The organism is Roseomonas alba (assembly GCF_019430885.1).
GTDB classification, from domain to species: Bacteria; Pseudomonadota; Alphaproteobacteria; order Acetobacterales; family Acetobacteraceae; genus Neoroseomonas; species Neoroseomonas alba.
In genome coordinates, this window is sequence record NZ_JAHYBZ010000002.1 from 662,712 (window position 1) to 683,124 (window position 20,413).

General features: G+C 69.1%; 17 protein-coding genes. 6 read left to right on the forward strand and 11 right to left on the reverse strand.

Going from position 1 to position 20,413, the window contains the following annotated elements; genetic code table 11:
• Position 1: 1 nt before the first annotated feature.
• The 4 genes from KPL78_RS07610 to KPL78_RS07625 all read right to left on the reverse strand — a co-directional run bounded on the left by KPL78_RS07610 (position 2) and on the right by KPL78_RS07625 (position 3,778).
• Positions 2-973: a tripartite tricarboxylate transporter substrate binding protein gene (locus KPL78_RS07610; protein WP_219762295.1), complete on the reverse strand. Its 972-nt coding sequence runs from the start codon at positions 971-973 to the stop codon at positions 2-4.
• 80 nt (positions 974-1,053) lie between these two features.
• Positions 1,054-1,710, reverse strand: coding sequence for a peroxiredoxin (locus KPL78_RS07615; RefSeq protein WP_219762296.1), 657 nt, complete (start codon positions 1,708-1,710; stop codon positions 1,054-1,056).
• Positions 1,711-1,850: 140 nt separating this feature from the next.
• Positions 1,851-2,816, reverse strand: a complete 966-nt coding sequence (locus tag KPL78_RS07620; protein WP_219762297.1) for an alpha-ketoacid dehydrogenase subunit beta — start codon at positions 2,814-2,816, stop codon at positions 1,851-1,853.
• On the reverse strand, positions 2,813-3,778 hold the full coding sequence (locus KPL78_RS07625) for a thiamine pyrophosphate-dependent dehydrogenase E1 component subunit alpha (protein WP_219762298.1): 966 nt from the start codon (positions 3,776-3,778) through the stop codon (positions 2,813-2,815). The genes KPL78_RS07620 and KPL78_RS07625 overlap by 4 nt, the downstream gene beginning before the upstream one ends.
• A 70-nt stretch (positions 3,779-3,848) precedes the next feature.
• On the opposite strand from KPL78_RS07625, the gene KPL78_RS07630 reads away from it, so the two are divergent.
• Together KPL78_RS07630 and KPL78_RS30765 are read left to right on the forward strand one after the other, a co-directional pair.
• Entirely contained in the window at positions 3,849-4,670 is an 822-nt protein-coding gene (locus KPL78_RS07630) for a hypothetical protein (RefSeq protein WP_219762299.1), read from the forward strand.
• Positions 4,667-6,406: a thiamine pyrophosphate-binding protein gene (locus KPL78_RS30765; protein ID WP_369412674.1), complete on the forward strand. Its 1,740-nt coding sequence runs from the start codon at positions 4,667-4,669 to the stop codon at positions 6,404-6,406. Before KPL78_RS07630 ends, KPL78_RS30765 begins: the two co-directional genes overlap by 4 nt.
• Before the next feature lie 77 nt (positions 6,407-6,483).
• Here the strand turns inward: KPL78_RS30765 and KPL78_RS07640 are convergent, their stop codons facing one another.
• On the reverse strand, positions 6,484-7,566 hold the full coding sequence (locus KPL78_RS07640) for an acyltransferase family protein (RefSeq protein ID WP_219762300.1): 1,083 nt from the start codon (positions 7,564-7,566) through the stop codon (positions 6,484-6,486).
• A 548-nt stretch (positions 7,567-8,114) separates the two neighbouring features.
• Here KPL78_RS07640 and KPL78_RS30130 point away from each other — a divergent pair.
• Complete coding sequence (locus KPL78_RS30130; RefSeq protein WP_255568708.1) at positions 8,115-8,612, forward strand: YMGG-like glycine zipper-containing protein; 498 nt, start codon at positions 8,115-8,117, stop codon at positions 8,610-8,612.
• Here KPL78_RS30130 and KPL78_RS07650 read toward each other — a convergent pair.
• On the reverse strand, positions 8,606-9,499 hold the full coding sequence (locus KPL78_RS07650) for a PfkB family carbohydrate kinase (protein ID WP_219762301.1): 894 nt from the start codon (positions 9,497-9,499) through the stop codon (positions 8,606-8,608). The genes KPL78_RS30130 and KPL78_RS07650 overlap by 7 nt on opposite strands.
• Positions 9,500-9,623: 124 nt before the next feature.
• Here KPL78_RS07650 and trxC point away from each other — a divergent pair, with 124 nt between their 5' ends.
• Both trxC and KPL78_RS07660 read left to right on the forward strand, forming a co-directional pair.
• Positions 9,624-10,061, forward strand: coding sequence for a thioredoxin TrxC (gene trxC, locus KPL78_RS07655; protein WP_219762302.1), 438 nt, complete (start codon positions 9,624-9,626; stop codon positions 10,059-10,061).
• Between the two features lie 78 nt (positions 10,062-10,139).
• Positions 10,140-12,470 carry a xanthine dehydrogenase family protein molybdopterin-binding subunit gene (locus KPL78_RS07660; RefSeq protein WP_219762303.1) on the forward strand — a complete coding sequence of 777 codons (2,331 nt, stop codon included), beginning with the start codon at positions 10,140-10,142 and terminating at the stop codon, positions 12,468-12,470.
• Positions 12,471-12,513: 43 nt separating this feature from the next.
• Here KPL78_RS07660 and KPL78_RS07665 read toward each other — a convergent pair whose 3' ends face one another.
• The 4 genes from KPL78_RS07665 to KPL78_RS07680 all read right to left on the reverse strand — a co-directional run bounded on the left by KPL78_RS07665 (position 12,514) and on the right by KPL78_RS07680 (position 18,412).
• Positions 12,514-13,476, reverse strand: coding sequence for a Bug family tripartite tricarboxylate transporter substrate binding protein (locus KPL78_RS07665; protein ID WP_219762304.1), 963 nt, complete (start codon positions 13,474-13,476; stop codon positions 12,514-12,516).
• A gap of 458 nt (positions 13,477-13,934) precedes the next feature.
• On the reverse strand, positions 13,935-15,086 hold the full coding sequence (locus KPL78_RS07670) for an acyl-CoA dehydrogenase family protein (protein ID WP_219762305.1): 1,152 nt from the start codon (positions 15,084-15,086) through the stop codon (positions 13,935-13,937).
• A gap of 5 nt (positions 15,087-15,091) precedes the next feature.
• Positions 15,092-16,300, reverse strand: a complete 1,209-nt coding sequence (locus KPL78_RS07675; protein WP_219762306.1) for an acyl-CoA dehydrogenase family protein — start codon at positions 16,298-16,300, stop codon at positions 15,092-15,094.
• A gap of 24 nt (positions 16,301-16,324) precedes the next feature.
• Positions 16,325-18,412, reverse strand: coding sequence for a 3-hydroxyacyl-CoA dehydrogenase NAD-binding domain-containing protein (locus KPL78_RS07680; protein WP_369412675.1), 2,088 nt, complete (start codon positions 18,410-18,412; stop codon positions 16,325-16,327).
• A 154-nt stretch (positions 18,413-18,566) separates the two neighbouring features.
• Between KPL78_RS07680 and KPL78_RS07685 the strand changes: the two genes are divergently transcribed.
• The gene (locus tag KPL78_RS07685) at positions 18,567-19,352 is read left to right on the forward strand and encodes an SDR family NAD(P)-dependent oxidoreductase (RefSeq protein WP_219762308.1); all 786 of its coding nucleotides are present in this window, start codon (positions 18,567-18,569) and stop codon (positions 19,350-19,352) included.
• Positions 19,353-19,420: 68 nt separating this feature from the next.
• On the opposite strand, the gene KPL78_RS07690 is transcribed toward KPL78_RS07685, so the two are convergent.
• Entirely contained in the window at positions 19,421-20,392 is a 972-nt protein-coding gene (locus KPL78_RS07690) for an N-carbamoyl-D-amino-acid hydrolase (protein ID WP_219762309.1), read from the reverse strand.
• Between the last annotated feature and the right edge of the window lie 21 nt (positions 20,393-20,413).

Below are 20,413 nucleotides of genomic sequence, written 5' to 3' on the forward strand. Positions count from 1 at the left end.
GTCAGGAGGCGCGCAGCCCCAGCTCGAGGACCGTGCGCTTCTCCTCCTCGTTCTGCAGCATCGCCGCCGTCGCGTAGTCCTCCGTGCCGAGGTAGCGCACCGGCATGTCGAAACGCGCGATGGTCGCCAGATGGGCGGGGTCGTAGAGCGCCTCCTTGAAGGCGTCGTGCAGGATGCGCACCACGCCGGGATCCATGCCGCGCGGTCCGGCGATGCCATAGGTGCTTTCCCCCAGCACGTCGTAGCCCTGCTCGCGGAAGGTCGGCACGTCGGGGAAGCGGGCCGCGCGCTCGGTCATCCACACGCCGAGCACGCGCAGTCGCCCTTCCAGCGCCATGTCGGCCCAGGCGCTGGTCTCCGCGGAGAAATGGATGTCGCCCGACAGCAGCGCCTGCAGGTTCGGCGCGGCGCCCCGGAAGGGCACCGCGACCCAGTCGAGGCCTGCCAGCCGCGCAAAGCGGGTCATCTGGATATCGGTGGTATTGGCCCCCGGGGTGCCATAGCTGACCTTGCCCGGATTGGCGCGCGCATAGGCGACGAGGTCGGCCATGTTCCGCCAGGGTGAGTCCGGACGCACCACCACCCCGCCCATGTAGCCCACCAGCCGGATGATCCAGGAAAAGTCCTTCATCGGGTCCCATTGCGGCCGGTCGGTCATCGCCGGCATGCGGAAGGTCCCGTTGGGCATCTGACCGATGGTATAGCCATCCGGCCGCCCCTCTCGCGCCATGTACAACGCGCCGAGCGTGCCGGAGGCGCCGGGCTTGTTCTCCACGACCACGGGCTGGCCGAGCCGCTTCGAGGCCTGATCGCAGATCGACCGCATCTGGATGTCGGTGGCCCCGCCAGGCGTCCAGGGCACCAGCACCCGGATCGGCCGGTCGGGATAACGCGATTGCGCGAGCGCCGGCCGCGCCAGCATCGCGGCGGATGAGATGGCCAGCAGCGAACGCCGGCCCGTGTCGCCGATCATGCCGTTCCTCCCAACTTTCGTTGGGAGGAAGCATGCACCGACCGATCGGTCGGTGGCGAGGCCTTATTCTTCCGCCGCGATCACGGCTGCGGGACGATGCGGATATACGGCTTGGGCTCCTTCCAGCCGAGCGGGAAGAGCTTCTTCGCATCCTCGTTGCTGACCGAGCCGGCGATGATCACGTCCTCACCATGCTTCCAGTTCGCCGGCGTCGCCACCTTGTGCTTCGCGGTGAGCTGGAGGCTGTCGAGCAGGCGCAGGATTTCGTCGAAGTTGCGCCCCGCCGTCATCGGATAGGCGAGATAGGCCTTCACGACCTTGTCCGGCCCGATGAAGACGACGACGCGCACCGTCTGGTTCGTCGCCGCCGTGCGACCGGCAGAGGTGTTCCCCGCATCCGCCGGCAGCATGCCATAGGCCTTGGAGACCTCGAGCGACGGATCGCCGATGATCGGGTAGGTTACGGCATGGCCCGTGACGTCGCGGATGTCGTCGGCCCAGCGGCTGTGGTCGTCCACCGGATCGACCGACAAGCCGATGACCTTGGTGTTGCGCTTGTCGAATTCCGGCTTCAACGCGGCGACGGCACCGAGTTCGGTGGTGCAGACCGGCGTGAAGTCCTTGGGGTGACTGAAGATGATGGCCCAGGAATCGCCGATCCACTCATGGAAACGGATGCGGCCCTGGGTGGTGTCGGCCTCGAAATCCGGGGCCGTCTGCCCGATGGCAAGGGTCATGGCGCACTCCCTCTGTTGTGCGTGCGGGCGCGGAACGCAGCATGCGTCCGCGGTGTAGACAAGCGAAAGAATAGGCATTCACGCCGGGCGCAGCGCAGAGACGGGTCTTCTCCCGACATGCCGCCATCCATCAGATGCGTTCATCCACCGCTCCCGGCAAGACGCCGGATGGCGTCGATGACGCGCGCCGGCGTGATGCGGATCGCCTCCTCCAGGGGCGGGCTGAACGGCACCGGGGCACGCGGCGCCCCCAGACGTTCCACCGCACGCAGCGGTCCGACCGATTCGGTCACGCGCGCCACGATCTCCGCCCCGAAGCCGGACACCGTCACCGCCTCATGCACCACCAGCAGCCGCCCCGTGCGCCGCGCCGAGGCGATCACCGCCGCCTCGTCCCAGGGCCACAGGCTGCGCAGGTCGAAGACGTCGCAGGCGACGCCGCTCTCGCGCGCCGCCTGCTCGACCACCGGCACCATGGCCGACCAGGTCACGACGGTCAGCGCGTCGCCCCGAGCGGCCTGGCGCGCGACGCCGAAGGGTGCGGGCACGACCTCCTCCGGCACCTCGCCTTCCGCGGTCCACAGATTCTTCGGTTCCAGCAGCACCACCGGATCGTCGGACCGGATCGCCGCCTTCAGTAGCGCCGCCGCATCCGCCGGCGTCCCCGGCGCGGCGACGACGAGGCCCGGGATATGCGTCAGCCAGGCTTCCAGGCACTGGCTGTGCTGCGCCGCCGAGTTGCGCCACATCCCCTGCGGCATGCGCACCACCAGCGCCGCACGCCCCTGCCCACCGAACATGTAGCGCACCTTGGCGATCTGGCTGACCAGCTCATCCATCGCGCAGAGCGTGAAGTCGGCGATGCGCATCTCGACGACCGGCCGCGTGCCGCACAGCGCCGCGCCGAGGCCCGCGCCCATGATCGTGCTCTCGCTGATCGGCGTGGAGACGATGCGCTCCGCCCCGAACTCCTCCGCGAGCCCCTTGTACTGCCCGAAGATGCCGCCCTGGACGAGGTCCTCCCCCAGCGCCCACACCAGCGGATCGCGGCGCATCTCCTCGGCGAGCGCGCGGCGCGCCGCCTCGGCGAAGGTCAGTCGCGTCATGCCGGCGCTCCCGCATCCTGCACGTCGCTGAAGGCCGCTTCGGCCCCGGGCCAGGGCGCGGCCATCGCGGCGGCGCGATGCGTGGCCATCTCCGCGGCGGCCTCGGCTTCGATGGCCGCGACCTCATCCGCATCCAGCAGCGCGGCGAGGCGCCGGATGCAGTCGCGATCCCGCGCCGCTGCGGCTTCCTCGGCTGGGCGATACGCCGCGGCGTCGGTGCCGGTGTGTCCCTCCCAGCGATAGCATTTGGCGTGCAGGAACTGCGGCCCCGCGCCGCCGCGAATGCGCGCGACCAACTCCGACGCCACCGCATCCACGGCCAGCACGTCCTCGCCATCCGCGGCGGTCGCCGGCACGCCACAGGCCTCCGCCCGAACCGCCGGCCCGCCGCCCGCCGTCACGGCGGCGCCGCGCGTGAAGGCCGCGAAGCCGTTATCCTCACAGACGAAGAGCAGCGGCAGCCGATACAGCGCCGCCCAGTTCATCCCTTCCAGAAAGGGCCCGCGATTCACCGCGCCGTCGCCGAAGAAGCAGGCCACGATCGCATCCTCGCCCTTCAGCCGGATCGCCTGCGCCGCCCCGCAGGCGATCGGGATGCCCGCGCCCACCACCCCATTCGCGCCCAGCATCCCCACCGCGAAATCCGCGATGTGCATCGACCCGCCCTTGCCGCCGCAGGACCCGCCCGCGCGGCCATGCAGTTCCAGCATCATCGCCCGCGCATCGGCCCCCTTGGCCAGCGCGTGCCCATGACCGCGATGCGTGGAGGTGATCCGGTCCGCCCGGCGCAGATTGGCGCAGACGCCGACCGCCACCGCCTCCTGCCCGATCGAGGGATGCACCACCCCCGGTGCCTCCCCGGATCGCATGGCGGCGACGGCCTCGCGCTCGAAGGCCCGGATGCGCGCCATCTCGCGCAGCATCGCCACCCGTCGCGCCGTCTCGTTGGACGAGCCTGGCATCCAGTCTTCTCCCCTGTTGCCAGTGCCCCGGCTGCGCTCTACTCCCGGATCAGGGAGAAGGAACGTCGCCATGCTGGACCGGCTTATTGTCGTGGACAGCGTCACCCGGCTTGGGCCGGAGGCGCAAGGGCGGGTCATCATCGGTGGGTCGCATGGCGGGGTCTATGCCGCCTACCTCTGCGCCAAGGCGCGCGTCGCCGGGGTGGTGCTGAACGATGCGGGGCTCGGGCTGGACCGCGCCGGCATCGCGGGGCTGGACTACCTGCAACCGCTCGGCATTCCGGCCGCCTGCTGCTCGCATCGCACCACGCGCATCGGGGATGGCTTCGACATGCTCGGCCGCGGCATCGTCAGCCATGTGAACGCGGCGGCGGCGAAGCTTGGCATCGAGCCCGGCATGTGGTGCCGCGAGGCCGCCCGGCGCCTGGCCGCCGCCCCCGTGCCGATGGCCGATGCGCCGGACAGCGTCGAATCCCGCTTCCCCGTCGCCGTGCCCGGCCGGGCACGCGCCTCGGCGATGGATTCCAACTCCCTGATGACGCCCGACGATGACGGCACCATCGTCGTCACCGGCAGCCATGGCGGGCTGCTCGGCGGAAGGCCCGAAACCGCCGCGCGCGCCGCCGTCTTCGCCGCGCTCTACAACGATGCCGATGGCGGCATCGACGGCGCCGGCTTCACCCGCCTGCCCGCCCTTGATGCGCGTGGCATCGCCGCCGCGACCTATTCCGCCTGGACGGCGCGCATCGGCGATGGCCGCTCTGCTGTCGAGACCGGCATCGTCTCCGCCGTGAACCATCGCGCCGCGGCGCTGGGCCTCCGGCCCGGCGGGACGGTGCGAGACGCCATGACCCTGCTCGCCGAAGCCATCGGGAAGGACAACGCCGCGTGACTGCCTCCAACACCACCCTCACCATCACCGGCGGCGAGGCCCTCGCCCGCATGCTCCAGGCCCATCACGTCGGGCCGATGTTCGGCATGGGTGGCTTCCAGCTCCTGCCCTTCTACGAGGCGGTGCGCGCGCTCGGCCTCAAGCACCACCTGATCAACGACGAACGCTGCGGCACCTTCGCCGCCGATGCCTGGGCGCGGGTGACCAACCGGCCGGGCGTGGTGGATGCGACGCTCGGGCCGGGGGCGACGAACCTGGTCACCGGCCTGATCGAATCGCTCAACGCCGGCATCCCGCTGGTTGCCATCACGGGCGACGCCAATCGCGACCACGCCTGGAAGAACATGACGCAGGAGGCGCGGCAGGTCGAAATCCTCCGCCCCGCCTGCAAGGAACTGATGCGCATCGAGAGCACGAAGCGCATCCCCGAATTCGTCCGTCGCGCCTTCGCCGTCGCGACCTCCGGCCGGCCCGGCCCCGTGGTGCTCGACGTGCCGGAGGATGTCTGCCACGGCGAACACACCTTCTCCGCCGACGAGATCTGGGCCGATCCCGGCACGCTGATGGCCCAGGCCCGCCGCACCCGCCCCGACGGGCGCGAGCTGGAGCGCGCCGCGGCGCTGCTCGCGTCCGCGAAGCGCCCGCTGCTGCTGGTGGGCGGCGGCATCCATGTCTCCGGCGCCTATGACGCGCTGCTCGCGCTGGCGGAATCGCAGAAGATCCCCGTCGCACACACCATGTCGGGCAAGGGTGCCATCGCCTGCACCCATCCGCTCTCGGCCGGCGTCTTCGGACGGTATTCGCGCATCGCCAACGACTTCGTCGCCGAGGCCGACCTGCTGATCGTCGTCGGCTGCAAGCTTGGCGAGATCGCGACCAAGCGCTTCGCCCTGATGCCCGCCGGCGTGCCCATCGTGCATATCGAGATCGTGCCCGAGGAGATCGGCCGCACCACCCGCGCCGATGTCGCGCTGGCGTCCGATGCGAGGCTCGCCCTGGAAGACCTGCTCGCCGCCCTGCCCGCCGGCAAGTTGCCTGATGGCCGCGCCGACTTCGCCGCCGCCGTCGCGCCGCGCATGGCGGCCTGGCGCGTCGGCGCCGCCGACCGGCTGGAATCCGACGAGACGCCGATCAATGTCGGCCGCCTGATCAACGAGCTGAACATCGCGCTCGGCGAGGAGGACATCCTCGTCGCCGATGGCGGTTTCGCCGGCCATTGGGGCGGGCTGCTCTTTGACACGAAGAAGGCCGGGCGGCACTTCATCGCCGATCGCGGCTTCGCTTCCATCGGCTATGGCGCGCCGGGGGCCATGGGCGCGCAGATGGCCGCAGGCCCGAAGCGCCGCGTGGTGGGCCTGACCGGCGATGGCGGCTTCAACATGACGATCGGCGAGATCGAGACCGCACGCCGCGTCGGCGCCAACTACGTGCTCTGCGTCTTCAACAACGGAGCCTCAGGCTATGTGAAGGCGCTGCAGCACGCGGTCTATGGGCCGGGCAACTACCAGTCATCGGAACTTGCGGAGACTGACTATGCCGCCGCCGCCCGCGCCTTCGGCTGCCAGGGCATCCGGGTCGAGGATCCCGCGAAGCTGGGTGCGGCGATCCGCCAGGGCTTGGCCAACACCGATACGCCGACCATCCTCGACGTCATCGTCACCCGCGACCCGGCCCGGATGCTGCCCGGCGTCGACAACCGCACCCTGAGGGTCGAGAAGGGCGATCGGCCCGTCTAGATCGAACGACACCGGCCCGAGCGTCCACCCGATGATGGTCTCGGCGGCTGGACGATGCGGGCCGGTGGCGGCGCAGCTCAGCGCACCGCGGCGCGCGGCGCGTCCCGCCAGTGCGACAGCTTCTGGAATCCCCGCCGCCAAATCTCCTTTCGCCGCTCCGTGACCTCGGCGATGGCGAACAGCAACACCAACGTCCCGCCGAACATGACGAGGCGTGTTGCCCAATGCGTCGGCGGCCAAGGAACGATTGTCGACAAGAACTGCGTCAGTGGCAGGTGGAACAGGTAGATGGTGAAAGTCGCGCCCGCGCACCAGCGCACCGGCCGTTCGATGGCAGTGAGCAGTCCCACGAAGGAAGCGCCGATGGCGTTGAAGCCGATCAGGTTGCAGGCGACGAGCAGGCCGACGAGGTAATCGTTGCTGATGTTCGGCAGGACCAGGAGATTGTGCAGAGCCGGCGGCAGCGCGCCATGCTTCGCGATCCAGAGTTGATGCAGGACGATCAGTGCTGCGCTGCCATAGAAGGCGATCGCCCCGATCCTCGGCCCGACCCTGCCCGAGGTACAGACCTTGTAAGCCGCGACCCCGAAGAGCCAGATCGGGAACATGGCGGCGATCTGCGGGCCCACGAAGAGTAGCAGCAGACCGGCGGCCATCCAGCGCCAGCGCCCCGGTGCGAAGATGAACACGCCGAAGACGACGTAGTACCAGACCTCGAAGCAGAGCGACCAATAGGGCAGGTTCGACCCGGCTGCGATGCCATTGTACCAGATGTAGTTCACGAAGATCAGCGCTCCGGCGAACTCGGCACCGCTGTGGCCGGGCTGGTATCCCCACGCCATGGAATAGAGGTCCGGCCGCAGATGGCGGCCGACCGTGTCGAGCACGATCGTCGCGACAATCGCCGGCACGGCCACCGAGTAGATCCGGGCTGCGCGCGCTACGGCGTAGTCACCCCAGTTCTGTTCCCGACGTTGCGTGACATGGCCGATGACGAAGCCCGACAGTACGAAGAACGCGATCACCGCCTCGTCCATGAACGGCCCGAACTGCGAGGCCAATCCCCCGGCGAGGCGCCGCCCGGAGGTATGACCGATGAAGACCGTCATCGCGGCGGAGAAACGGATCAGATCCAAATAGACCGAGGTATGCCGTTCCATGGAATTTCCCCGCGCACCGGAACGGTTTGATAGAGAGAACGCGATCTCGATCGCCAGCGACCAGAAGTTGCAACCATTTCGATACGATCGCGCGGTCGATGCCGTGGCCGCTTGTCGCCCATGCGGCTGATCCGGCCGATCCATCCCTGCCGTGCATCGTCCATGGTTCGGCCCTGCCAAGCGACCCCGGACGCGGGACTCGAACGCCAGGCGTCACCACCACCTCAAGCTGGGTGGTGATCGGGTCGCCGGTCCGGAATTGCTCCCCGCGGCCCGGCGTGGAGCGCGCTTCGCCCGCGTTCCATCCTCGCCCGATACACGGTGCCGATCGGGCAATGCCCCAAGGCATGCCGCACGGTCGGCTGCCGTCCTTCTCCGGCGATGCGCTGCCTAGCGTGCCAGGCCTTAGGCGCTGCCGGAAAGCGCCGCGCGGACGCCACATCGCCGCCATCGTCCTGCGCGAGGTATCCAACTGTCCCCGTCCCGAAGGCCGCGATCCCCGTCGCGTACCGGCCCTGGCGCCACGGCGGATCACAGAGGATTGCGCCATGTCCGTATCCACGCGGATTGCCCCCCTTCTCAGCCTGCTGCTTTTCGCGGCTTGCACGAACCCATACGACCCGGGTCAGCGCGCGGCCGGCGGCGCGTTGATCGGCGCCGGCACGGGTGCGGCCATTGGCGGCATTGCCGGCGGCGGCCGCGGCGCGGCCATCGGGGCGCTGGCCGGCGGGCTCGGCGGCGCGGCGCTCGGCGCCGTCACCACACCGACGCCTCCGCCGCCCTACCAGCAGGGTTACGCGCCCCAGGCCTATGGCCAAGCCTATGGCGGGCCCCCGCCGCAATACGCGCCTCAATACGCGCCGCAGGCGCAATATGCGCCGCCGCCGCAGGGCTACTACCCGCCGCCGCAGCCTTCGGCGCAGGTCTATTATCCGCCGCCCGGCCCGGCCTACGCCCAGGCGCCCTACCCGCAGCCTGTGCCGCAGCCGCAGCCCATGCCGCCCGGTTCCTACTGGCAGCCCGATCCCAACGCGTACCGTTACTGAAGGGCGGCTTCGATCTCGGCCAAGCGCGGCAGGGAGGGCACCGCCCCGCCGCGCCGGCAGGCCAGGGCGCCCGCCACCACGCCGCGCCGCAGGGAAGCCGCCTCGCCGAGCCCCGCCGCCAGCGCGGCGGCGAAGGCACCAATGAAGGCGTCGCCCGCGCCCGTACTGTCCACCACCGCCACCGGCAGGCTCGCCGCATGATGGCTGCTGCCATCCCGCCCGGCCCAATACGCCCCGGCGGCGCCGGCCGTCAGCACGACGCCGCGCGCATGGCGTGGGGCCAGCGCGGCCGCCATCGCCGCCGGCGCCTCTGAACGGCTGAGCAGCCGCGCCGCCTCCGTCTCGTTCACCACCAGGATGTCGGTTAGCGCCAGCAGCGCGTCTGGCATCGGTGCGGCGGGGGCGGCATTCAGCAGCGTCACCACGCTTTGCGCGCGCGCCGCGCGAAAGGCGGCCTCGGTCGCGGCGATCGGCGTCTCGAGCTGCGCCACGACCAGCGCCGCACCCGCCACCGCGCGCTCCGCCGCCGTCCCCGGCAGCGCCGCATTGGCGCCGGCGATGATCACGATCTGGTTCTCCCCCGCCGCATCGACCAGAATCAGTGCCTCCCCGGTCGGAACGCCGTCGAGCCGCGTCACCGCGGAAGCATCGATCCCTTCCTCCGCCCAGAGCGCGAGCGCCGCCTCCCCCGCCGCATCCGCCCCGATGGCGGCGACTATCGCGACCGCTGCCCCGCCTCGCGCGGCGGCAACAGCCTGGTTGCTGCCCTTTCCGCCATGGAACCGTGCCATGCCGGTCGCGGCCAGCGTCTCCCCCGGGGCGGGGAAATGCGGCACGGACAGCACCGTGTCCCGATTATACGATCCGACGATAACGATGCGGCCCATGGGCTCCTCCCCGGCCGGCAGCCTCGGGAGCCACGCTGTCGCGGTCAAGGCGCGGTGCGATCTCGCAGACCGCGCCGTACGCTCTATATATCGTTCAACGCATATACCCTTTGTGGAGATCCCCGTGGCCGACCCCCTCCAGATCGTCTGCCCCCATTGCGATGCCGTGAACCGCGTGCCCGCCACCCGGCTGGCCGACGCCCCGTCCTGCGGCGCCTGCCACAAGCCGCTTTTCGCCGGCCACCCCGCTCCACTTGATGAGGAGCGCTTCCGCAAGCATCTCCGCGCCTCCTCCATCCCCATCCTGGTCGATTTCTGGGCGTCCTGGTGCGGCCCCTGCCGCATGATGGCCCCGGAGTTCGAGGCGGCCGCGCGCGAGCTGGAACCCAATCTCCGCCTGGTGAAGGTCTCGACCGAGGAAGCCCCCGGCATCGCCCAGGACCTTGCCATCCGCTCCATCCCGACGCTGGCCCTGTTCCGCGGCGGGAAGGAGATTGCCCGCCAAGCAGGTGCCATGCCGGCCCGTCAGATCGTCGCCTGGGCACGGGGTGCGGCCGCCTGACCCGCGGGGTACGGGTTGCAGCGCAGCAAAGTCGGCCTAACCTAACGGGTAATCCGACACAGCCTCTGAGGCCCCCCAATGCTCGACGCGCTCCTGGCCGAATCGACGAAGCTCAAGTTCGGGATCGGCCAGCCCGTGCCGCGGAACGAGGACCCCATCCTGCTGCAGGGCCGCGGCCGCTACACCGACGACCTGAAGGTGGATGGCCAGGCGTGGTGCATCATCGTCCGCAGCCCCTATGCCCACGGTATCATCCGCAGCATCGGCACTGAGGCCGCGCGCGCCATGCCCGGCGTGCTCGGCGTCTATACCGCCGCCGACATGGCCGAATACGGCCCGATGCGCGCGACCATCCCGCTCAAGAACCGCGACGGCACGCCGCTGATCAATGTGGATCGCGGCCCGCTCGCCGCCGACAAGGTGCGCTTCGTGGGCGACCCGGTCGCCTTCGTGGTCGCCGAGACCAAGGCCCAGGCCAAGGACGCGGCGGAGATGGTGGAGATGGACATCGACAGCCTCGATGCCGTCACCGAGGCTTCCGCCGCCGCCGCCCCCGGGGCGCCCCAACTCTACGACCACATCCCCAACAACGTGGCCCTCGACTTCCAGTTCGGCGACGCCGCGAAGGTCGAGGAAGCCTTCGCCAGGGCCGCCCATGTCACCACGCTGAAGATCCGGTCCAACCGCATCGTCGTCTGCGCGATGGAGCCGCGCTCGGCGATCGGCGAATGGGACCAGGCCGAGGAACGCTACGTGCTACGCGTGGGCTGCCAGGGCGTCTTCGGCCTGCGCGCCCAGATGGCGAAGGACATCCTGAAGGTCCCGCCCGAGAAACTGCGCATCCTGACCGGCAATGTCGGCGGGTCCTTCGGCATGAAGGCCTCCGCCTATCCCGAATATGCCTGCGTGCTGCACGCGGCGAAGATGCTCGGCCGGCCGGTGAAGTGGACCGATGAGCGCACCGGCTCCTTCGTGTCCGACTGCCATGGTCGCGACCACGAGACGGAGGCATCCCTCGCGCTCGATGCCGAGGGCAAGTTCCTCGCGGTGAAGATCGTCTCCTACGGCAATCTCGGCGGCTACCTCTCCACCGTTGGCAACAACATGGGGACGGGCAATTTCCTCAAGAACATCCAGTCGAACTACGCGACGCCGCTGCTGCTGGTCGAGACGAAGAACGTCGTGACCAACACCACGCCGATCACCGCCTATCGCGGCGCCGGCCGGCCCGAGGCCAACTACTTCATGGAACGCCTGATCGAGACGGCGGCACGTGAGATGGGCAAGGATGCGATCGCCCTGCGCAAGCTGAACCACATCCGTCCGGATCAGCTCCCCTGGGTCTCCTCCAACGGCTCGGCCTACGATTCCGGCAATTTCAGCGCGGTGCTGGACAAGGCCCTGGCGGCGGCGGACTGGGACGGCTTCGCCGCCCGCAAGGCCGCCAGCGAGGCCGCCGGCAAGCTGCGCGGGCGCGGCATCGGCAACTTCCTCGAGTGCACCGCCCCGCCGCAGAAGGAACAGGGCGAGCTGGTCTTCGAGGAAGACGGCTCGGTCACCATCGTCACCGGCACGCTGGACTACGGCCAGGGCCATTGGACGCCCTTCGCCCAGGTGCTGCACACCCGCCTCGGCGTGCCCTTCGAGAAGATCCGGCTGGTCCAGGGTGACAGCGATCGGCTCATCGCCGGCGGCGGCACGGGCGGGTCGAAGTCGCTGATGGCCTCGGGGGCCGCGATCCTGCAGGCCGCCGAGATGGTCATCGAGAAGGGCCGCCACGCCGCCGGCTACATCCTGGAAGCCGGCGTCGAGGACATCGAGTTCGCCGAGGGTCGCTTCACCATCGCCGGTACCGACCGCGGCATCGGCATTATGGAACTCGCGGCCCAGATCCGCACCCTCGGCCCCCTGCCCCAGGACGTGCCGAACAGCCTCGACAGCCGCACGGTCTTCGACGAGGCGCCGATGGCCTATCCGAATGGCTGCCACATCTGCGAGGTCGAGATCGACCCGGACACCGGCAAGGTCAGCGTCGACCGCTACACCACGGTCAACGACTTCGGCGTGATCGTGAACCCGCTGATGGCGGCCGGCCAGGCCCATGGCGGCATTGCCCAGGGCATCGGCCAGGCGCTGCTCGAACGCGTCGCCTATTCCGAGGACGGGCAGCTCCTGACCGGCTCCTACATGGATTACGGCCTGCCGCGCGCGGACGACCTGCCGTCGCTGGGGTTCGAGAGCGAACCCTCCCCCTGCAAGACCAATCCGGTCGGGTCCAAGGGCGCGGGCGAGGCCGGCTGCGCCGGGTCGCTGCCGGCGGTGATGAACGCCATTTCCGACGCGCTGGGCGGGAAGCACATCAACATGCCGGCGACGCCCGAGACGGTCTGGGCGATGATCCACGGCTGATCGCCGCCCCGGGGAGCGAAGGCTCCCCGGGGACTGGCCCGGGTCAGGTGATGGACAGGCGGCGCAGGGCCTCCCCCGTCGCCGCATAGTCACGCACGACCCGCCGGGCGAGATCCTCCGGCGCGACCGGCTCGGGCCGCAGGCCCATCCGGCGCAGCGCCGAGGCCGTTTCGGGTTCGGCGAGGGCGGCGTTCCAGGCCTCGTTGAGGCGGGCGACGACCTCGGGCGGCGTGCCGGCCGGGGCGAAGGCGCCGAACCAGCCGCCGGACGGCCAGGCGGCGCCAAAGCCGGCCTCGGTGATGGTCGGCAGGTCGGGGAAATCCTCCCATCGCCCGGCGGCGACGGTCGCCAGCCCGCGCAGCCGGCCCGAGGCGACATGGACGGAGGTGATCGGGTCGATCATCAGGTGGCAATCGCCGCTGATGACGCTGTTCACCGCCGGCGCGCTGCCCGGATAGGGGACGTGGACGGCGTCATAGCCGCCATCCTCGGCCAGCAGCGCGCCGCGCAGATGCCCGGCCGAGCCGATCCCCGCCGAGGCGTAGTTGAGCCGCCCGGGATTGCGCCGCGCATAGGCCACAAGATCCGCCACGCTGCGCACCGGCAGGTCCGGGTTCACCGCGACGATCGCATAGGCATCCCCGGTCAGCGCGACGGGGGCGAAGGCGCGCAGGGGATCATAGCCGACCGCGCTCAGATGCGGCGCGATGGTGAGGTTCCCGGCCGAGGCGTTGAGCAGGGTGTAGCCATCGCCATGGCTGTCGGCGACCTGCCGGGCGCCGACGGCGCCGCCCGCACCGGCCCGGTTGTCGACCACCACCGGCACGCCGAAGCGGGCACTGAGCGAGCGCGCGATGGCACGGGCGGAATTGTCGTTGGTCGCCCCGGGTGGAAAGGGGCTGACCAGGCGCACGGGGCGGGCCGGAAAGGGCTGCGTCGCGCGGGCGATGGTGGGCGAGGCCAGCACGCCCAGGATGAGGGCGCGGCGCTGCGTGAGGATTGTCATGCCGAGGGGCTCCCGTTCCAAGGTTGCGCGGCCAAGGGGGCCGCGCACCGAGCCTGCGGGATGCCGAGCGGCAGAATCAATGTTATTCCTATTGGAAAACTAGGATTATAAAATACGCGCTGGAGGCGCGGTGTTTCTCCAAGCGCGGCGGGTCGCGGTGCCAAAGCCTTCTCCGTCGGGATTCGTCTGAACTCCGACTTCGGCGCGCCGCCCGCTTCGGATACGCGCCCAACCGATTCACGCCCCTGCATCCGGCTTCACGCTGGACAGGACAATTCGTTCTTGATATGTTCCTGAAATCGAGGGGCGCAATTTGTCCGAAACCCGCCTCCGCGCAGAATGCGCGTCCCGGGGGCGCAGTGCCCCCTCCCCGCCAGGCGCCAGGTATTGGTTTCCAAAGGCCTTTCGGCCTTTGGCGGGGGAGGCTTGGAGGGGGCAGAGCCCCCTCCAATTCCGCGCTACGCCGCCTGGAACACCCCGCCTTCCTCGCTGAGTGCCGCGAGGTGGTGGTCCATGTCGCCAAACGAGTTCTCGATCACCGTCAGCCGCTTCAGATAGTGCCCGCCGGCGTATTCCATCGTCATGGCGATGCCGCCATGCATCTGGACCGTCTGCTGGCCGACGAAGCGGGCGTTGCGTCCTACCTCGATCTTCACCGCCCGCATCTGGCGCTTGCGTTCCGCGGCGTCCGGCTCGCTGGCCAGCATCGCGGCGAGCATCGCCATCGACCGGGCCTGTTCCAGGCACACCATCATCTCGGCAGCGCGGTGCTGCAGCGCCTGGAAGGATCCGATCGGCCGCCCGAACTGCTTGCGCGTCTTCAGGTAGTCGACCGTCAGGTCCTTGGCCGCTTCCATGCAGCCCACCGCCTCGGCAGCGAGCGCGGCGAGCGTCTCGTCCACCACGCGCTCGACCAGCGCGATGCCGCCGCCCGCGCCCGTCAGCAGCGCATCGGCACCGACCTTCACGCCGTCGAAGGTGATGTCCGCGGCGCGTTGGCCGTCGGAGGTACGGAAGCCGCGACGCGACACGCCCTTGGCATCGGCGGGCACCAGGAACACACCGATGCCGTCCCGATCGCGCCGCTGCCCGGACAGCCGCGAGGTGACGATGAGCTGGTCAGCCGTATCGCCATGCACGACGACGCCCTTGCGGCCTTCGATGACGTAGCCCTCGCCCTCCTTCTTCGCCGTCGTCGCGACGTCGTTCAGGTCGAAGCGCGACTGCGGCTCGGTATGCGCGAAGGCGAGCAGCAGCTTGCCCTCGGCGATCTGCGGCACCAGCGCGCCGCGTTGTTCCGCCGTCGCGCCATGGCGCAGAAAGCCACCACCCATCACCACGGTCGAGATGAAGGGTTCGAGCGCGAGCGACCGGCCGAGTTGCTCGGTGACGATCATCGTCTCGATGGCGCCATAGCCGAGGCCGCCATCCTCCTCGGCGAAAGGCATGCCGAGCAGGCCGAGTTCTGCCAACGCGGCCCACACCTCGCGCGACCAGCCGGTCTCCGACTTGAGGTAGGCCTTGCGCTGCTCGAAGCCGTATTTGTCCTTCAGCAGCTTCGCCAGGCTGTCCTGGAGAAGGCGCTGATCTTCGGAAAGATCGAAATCCATGTGCGTCAGAGTCCCAGGAAGGCCTTGGCCATGATGTTCTTCTGGATCTCGGTGGATCCGCCGTAGATGCTCTGCTTGCGCCAGTTGAAATAGGTCGCCTGCGAGAGCGTCTGCCAATCATCCGCCACCGCGGGTTCGTTGCGCAGGCTCGCTTCCGGATCGTCCGGCGCGACCATGCCATAGGGCCCGGCGGCCATGACGTAGAGCTCGCTGATCGCCTGCTGCAATTCGGTGCCGCGAATCTTCAGCACCGACGATGCCGGGTTCGGCTTGCGCTGGCTGAGCTGACGGTTCTCGTCGGCCAGCACGCGCAGCGTGGTCATCTCCAGCGCCTTGAGCTGCACCTCGACATCCGTGAGGCGCGAGCGGAAGCGCGGGTCTTCCATGATCGGCTTGCCGCCGCCCGGGGCTTCTTTGGCGATCAGCTTCAACCGGCGGATGCGTTCCTTTGAGGCGCCGACGCGCGCCTGGCCGGTGCGCTCGTTCGAAAGCAGGAACTTCGCGCAATCCCAGCCGCGATTCTCGGTGCCGATCAGGTTCGCGACGGGCACCTTCACATCGTCGAAGAAGACCTCGTTCACCTCATGCGCGCCGTCGATGGTGATGATCGGCCGCACGGTGATGCCCGGCGTCTTCATGTCGACGATGAGGAAGGAGATGCCCTCCTGTTGCTTCGCCGCGCCCGGATCGGTGCGCACCAGCAGGAAGATCCAGTCGGCGTGCTGGGCCAGCGTCGTCCAGGTCTTCTGCCCGTTGACGACGTAGACATCGCCTTCCTTCACCGCCCGCGTCTTCAGCGAGGCAAGATCCGACCCCGCGCCGGGCTCCGAGAAGCCCTGGCAGAACCACAGATCGAGGCTCGCGATCTTGGGCAGGAACTCCTTCTTCTGCGCCTCGGTGCCGAAGGCGATCATCACCGGCCCGAGCATGTTCGCATTGAAGCCGAGCGGCGACGGCGCCGGCGTCGATTGGATTTCCTCGGAAAGAATGAAGCGCTGGATCGCGCTCCAGGGCTGGCCGCCCCATTCGACCGGCCAATGCGGCACCGCCCAGCCCTTCGCGTAGAGCCGCTTCTGCCAATCGACCTGCATCGCCTTGGTCGGCGTGCGGCCGGAGGCCATGCGCTCCCGCGTATCGGCAGGCAGGTTGGCGTCGATCCACTCGCGCACTTCCTGTCGGAAGGCGCGTTCCTCGTCGGTAAACCGGAGGTCCATGTCCGTTACTCCCGTATGATTGGGTCAGGCCGCCTTCGCGCCCATGCCGGCGAAGGACCCGCCTTCGACCGCCAGTTTCTCGATCAGCGCCGCCGGCTTCAGATTGGCATCCCCGGTCGCCTCGGCATAGTGCGCAAGCTTGTCGCGCACCGCCTTGAGCCCGATGGAATCCGCCCAGAACATCGGGCCACCCCGGAAGGCCGGCCAGCCGAAGCCGTTGCAGAAGACGACATCGATATCGATGGGCCGCGAGGCCACGCCTTCTTCCAGGATGCGCGCGCCCTCATTCACCATGGGCAGCAGCAGCCGTTCCAGGATCTCCTGGTCCGAGATCTTGCGCCGGCGCACCTGCATCTTCTCGGCGACGTCGAGGATGATGCGTTCCACTTCCGGGTCCGGCAGGCGGGTGCGCTTCTCATCGTACATGTACCAGCCCTTGCCGGTCTTCTGGCCGAAGCGGCCCAGGGCGACGACGGCATCGGCAACGGGTGCGACCGTCCCGCGCGCCTTGCGCACCGCCGCGCCGATGTCGAGGCCCGCCAGGTCGCCCGTGGCCAGCGGCCCCATGGCCATGCCGTAGCCTTCCATCACCTTGTCGATGTCCTGCGGCAGGCAGCCTTCCAGCAGCAGCTTCTCGACCTGCGGGGTGCGCTTGCCGGTCATGCGGTTGCCGACGAAGCCGTCGCAATTGCCGACCAGCACGGGCAGCTTGCCGATGCGCTTGCCGAATTCGGTAGCGGTCGCGATCGTGGCCCAGGACGACTTCGACCCGCGCACATTCTCCAGCAGGCGCATGACGTTCGCCGGGCTGAAGAAATGCATGCCCATCACGAACTCCGGGCGGGTGGTCGCGGAGGCGATCTCATCCACATCCAGCGTCGAGGTGTTGGACGCCAGCACGACCCCCGGCCGCGCCGCCTTGTCGAGCCGCGCGAAGACCTGCTTCTTCACCTCCATGTTCTCGAACACCGCTTCGATGACGAGGTCGGCCTTCGCGACCGTGCCCTCGAAATCGGTGCTGCCGGTCAGCAGCGCCTTGCGCTTCTCGTATTCCGCCTGGGACAGGCGGCCCGACGACACCGTGCGTTCCCAATTCGCGTGGCAGCGCGCGAGGCCCTTCTGCAGCGCCTCCTCGGTCATCTCCACGATGGTCACCGGCACGCCGAAATTCGCCGCCGACATGGCGATGCCGCCCCCCATGGTGCCGCCGCCGATCACCACCAGGTTGTTCACCGGCAGGGACTTCGCATCGGCCGGCATGCCCGGGATGCGCAGCACCTCGCGCTCGCCGAAGAAGATGTGGCGCAGTGCCTTGGACTGCTCGCCCGAAACGAGCGTCTGGAACAGCTCCCGCTCCTTCTCCAGCCCCTTCTCGAAGGGCATGGTGAAGCTGGCCTTCACCGCTTCGGCGCAGCCCTTCGGGCTCTCCTGCCCGCGCGTGCGCTTCAGCAGCCCGGCGACTACCGCGTCATAGGCCGCCGGGTCCTGGCCCTCGATCTTGTCGGTGCGGTTGCGCGCCAGGATGAAGGTCTTGCCGATATTCGCCTTGGCCCAGGCCACGGCCCCGGCTTCCAGATCGCCCTCGATCACCGCATCGACGAAGCCGAGCTTCACCGCCTGTTCGGCCTTCACCGGATCGCCCGAGACGATGATCTTCGCCGCCGCCTCCGGCCCGATCAGCCGCGGCAGGCGCTGCGTTCCGCCCGCCCCCGGCACGAAGCCGCGCTTCACTTCCGGCAGGCCGACCTGGGCACCCGGCGAGGCCACCCGCGCATGGCAGGCCAACGCCAGTTCCAGCCCGCCGCCCAGCGCCGAGCCATGGATCGCCGAGACCACGATGCCGGGATACTCCTCGATCGCATCGAAGACCTCGGGCAGCGAGGGCGGCTGGCGTGGCTTGCCGAATTCGGTCATCTCGGCCCCGGCGGAATACATCCGGCCCGACCCGATCAGCACCACCGCCTTCGCGCCCGCCGCCTTGGCCGCATTCAGCCCGGCCAGCAGCCCGGCCCGGACCTCGGTCCGCAGCGTGTTCACCGGCGGGTTGGCAATATGCAGCACATGCACATCGCCCTGCGCCTCGTGCTGGACGAAGACGGCTTCCTGGGCCACTGGGTCTCTCCCTTGCCTGTTCAGTTCGATCGGTTCGACCGATCGGTCGGGCCGGAGTGTCGTGCAGGATGCGTCCGGCGGCAAGCGCCCCCCGTTGCCGAGCGGCCCGCGCCGTGCTGCGCTGCACGCCTCAACCAAACGGGAGCGTAACGCCATGTCCCTCTTCGACCTGACCGGCAAGGTCGCCATCGTCACCGGCGGCAGCCGCGGCATCGGCCGCGCCATCTGCGAACGCCTGGCGGAGCATGGGGCCAAGGTCGTCGTCTCCTCCCGCAAGGTTGAAGCCTGCCAGGAGGTGGTGGACGCCATCACCGCCAAGGGCGGCACCGCCATGGCAGTCGCCTGCAACATCGGCCGCAAACCCGAGTGCCAGGCCCTGGTCGACGCCACCATCGCAAAGTGGGGTCAGGTGGACATCATGGTCTGCAACGCAGCCATCAACCCGCATTTCGGCCCCGCCATCACCATCCCGGACGAGATCTTCGACAAGGTGATGGCGTCCAACATCAAGTCGAACCTCTGGCTCGCCCACATGACCGCGCCGGGCATGGCCGAACGCGGCGGCGGATCGATCATCATCGTCTCCTCGATCGGCGGCTTCCGCGGGTCCCCGGTGCTCGGCGCCTATGCCATCTCCAAGGCCGCCGACATGCAGCTCGTGCGCAACCTGGCGGTCGAGTGGGGCCCGCAGAATGTCCGCGCCAACGCCATCGCCCCTGGCCTGATCCGCACCGACTTCGCCCGCGCGCTGTGGGAAGACCCGGGCATCTACAAGAAGCGCACCAAGGACACCCCCCTGAAGCGCATCGGCGAACCGGACGAGATCGCCGGCGCGGCGGTGTTCCTGGCCTCCGCGGCCGGCTCCTTCATGACCGGTCAGACGATCGTGATCGATGGCGGCGTCCTGGCCGGGCCGCCGAGCCGGTCGGACGACGAGTAGACCGGAAGGGCTTCGCCCTTGATCCAATGTCGTCCGGTGGGATTGGAGGGGATAGGCCCCCTCCCCCATCACTCCGCCGCGCGCACCGGCGACCATACCGCCGGCGCTTCGCTGCCCACCTGGTCCGTGATCCGCTGATAGGCTTCCGGCCGGCGGTGCTTCGCAAAGTTGAAAATCGTCGTGCGGCCGAGTTCGCACATGCCGAGATTGGCGTCGGCCACGATCAGCTCGTCGTCCCAGGACGTCGCCTGGGCCATGATCTCACCCTGCGGGTTCACGATGATGGAATGGCCGAACAGCTCGTGCCCGTCCTCGGTCCCGGCCTTGGCCGTCGCCACCGCGAAGCAGGCGTTCTGGTAGCAGCCCGACTGGATCGACAGGTGGGAGTGGAAGACGCGCAGGTGATGCGCCTCGAAGCCGCGATTGTCCGCGTTGATGGATGGCGTGTTGTAGCCGAGCATGACGAGCTCGACCTGCTGCAGCCCCATCACGCGCCAGGATTCCGGCCAGCGTCGGTCGTTGCAGATCATCATGCCGACATTGACCTCGTGCCCCGCGACGGGCGCGCGGACGACGGGGAAGCCGAGATCGCCGACCTCGAAATACCGCTTCTCGAGGTGCTGCACCTTGCGGATCGGGTCGTAGTCCTTGTGACCCGGCAGATGGACCTTGCGGTACTTCAGCATCACCTCGCCGGCCGGATTCACGAAGACCGAGGTGTTGAAGCGATGCCCATCCGGCGTCTTCTCGGCATAGCCGAGATGGAAGGCGATGCCGTATTTCCGCGCGGCCTCGAACAGCGGCGCGGTGGCGTTGGACGGCAGGGACGTCTCGTACCAATGGTCGGCGACCGAGATGTCTTCCTCGTACCACCGCGGGAAGAAGGTGGTCAGAGCGAGTTCGGGAAAGACCACGACCTCCGCACCCATGCGGTGCGCCTTTTCCATCAGCCGGACCATGCGGCCGACGGCGACGTCACGGCCCTCGGCCTTCTGGATGGGGCCCAACTGGGCGGCGGCGAGGACAAGGCTGCGGGTCATGGTCGGGGCTCCTGCTAGAAG

What these genes read in the sequence shown, in the direction of transcription:
- KPL78_RS07630 (WP_219762299.1), top strand. Translation starts at nt 3,849, where the DNA reads ATGCTGGACCGGCTTATTGTCGTGGACAGCGTCACCCGGCTTGGGCCG.
- KPL78_RS07660 (WP_219762303.1), top strand. Translation starts at nt 10,140, where the DNA reads ATGCTCGACGCGCTCCTGGCCGAATCGACGAAGCTCAAGTTCGGGATC.
- KPL78_RS07685 (WP_219762308.1), top strand. Translation starts at nt 18,567, where the DNA reads ATGTCCCTCTTCGACCTGACCGGCAAGGTCGCCATCGTCACCGGCGGC.
- KPL78_RS07640 (WP_219762300.1), bottom strand. Translation starts at nt 7,566, where the DNA reads ATGGAACGGCATACCTCGGTCTATTTGGATCTGATCCGTTTCTCCGCC.
- KPL78_RS07615 (WP_219762296.1), bottom strand. Translation starts at nt 1,710, where the DNA reads ATGACCCTTGCCATCGGGCAGACGGCCCCGGATTTCGAGGCCGACACC.
- KPL78_RS07670 (WP_219762305.1), bottom strand. Translation starts at nt 15,086, where the DNA reads ATGGATTTCGATCTTTCCGAAGATCAGCGCCTTCTCCAGGACAGCCTG.
- KPL78_RS07665 (WP_219762304.1), bottom strand. Translation starts at nt 13,476, where the DNA reads ATGACAATCCTCACGCAGCGCCGCGCCCTCATCCTGGGCGTGCTGGCC.
- KPL78_RS07620 (WP_219762297.1), bottom strand. Translation starts at nt 2,816, where the DNA reads ATGACGCGACTGACCTTCGCCGAGGCGGCGCGCCGCGCGCTCGCCGAG.
- KPL78_RS07610 (WP_219762295.1), bottom strand. Translation starts at nt 973, where the DNA reads ATGATCGGCGACACGGGCCGGCGTTCGCTGCTGGCCATCTCATCCGCC.
- KPL78_RS30130 (WP_255568708.1), top strand. Translation starts at nt 8,115, where the DNA reads ATGTCCGTATCCACGCGGATTGCCCCCCTTCTCAGCCTGCTGCTTTTC.
- KPL78_RS07625 (WP_219762298.1), bottom strand. Translation starts at nt 3,778, where the DNA reads ATGCCAGGCTCGTCCAACGAGACGGCGCGACGGGTGGCGATGCTGCGC.
- KPL78_RS07650 (WP_219762301.1), bottom strand. Translation starts at nt 9,499, where the DNA reads ATGGGCCGCATCGTTATCGTCGGATCGTATAATCGGGACACGGTGCTG.
- KPL78_RS07675 (WP_219762306.1), bottom strand. Translation starts at nt 16,300, where the DNA reads ATGGACCTCCGGTTTACCGACGAGGAACGCGCCTTCCGACAGGAAGTG.
- KPL78_RS07690 (WP_219762309.1), bottom strand. Translation starts at nt 20,392, where the DNA reads ATGACCCGCAGCCTTGTCCTCGCCGCCGCCCAGTTGGGCCCCATCCAG.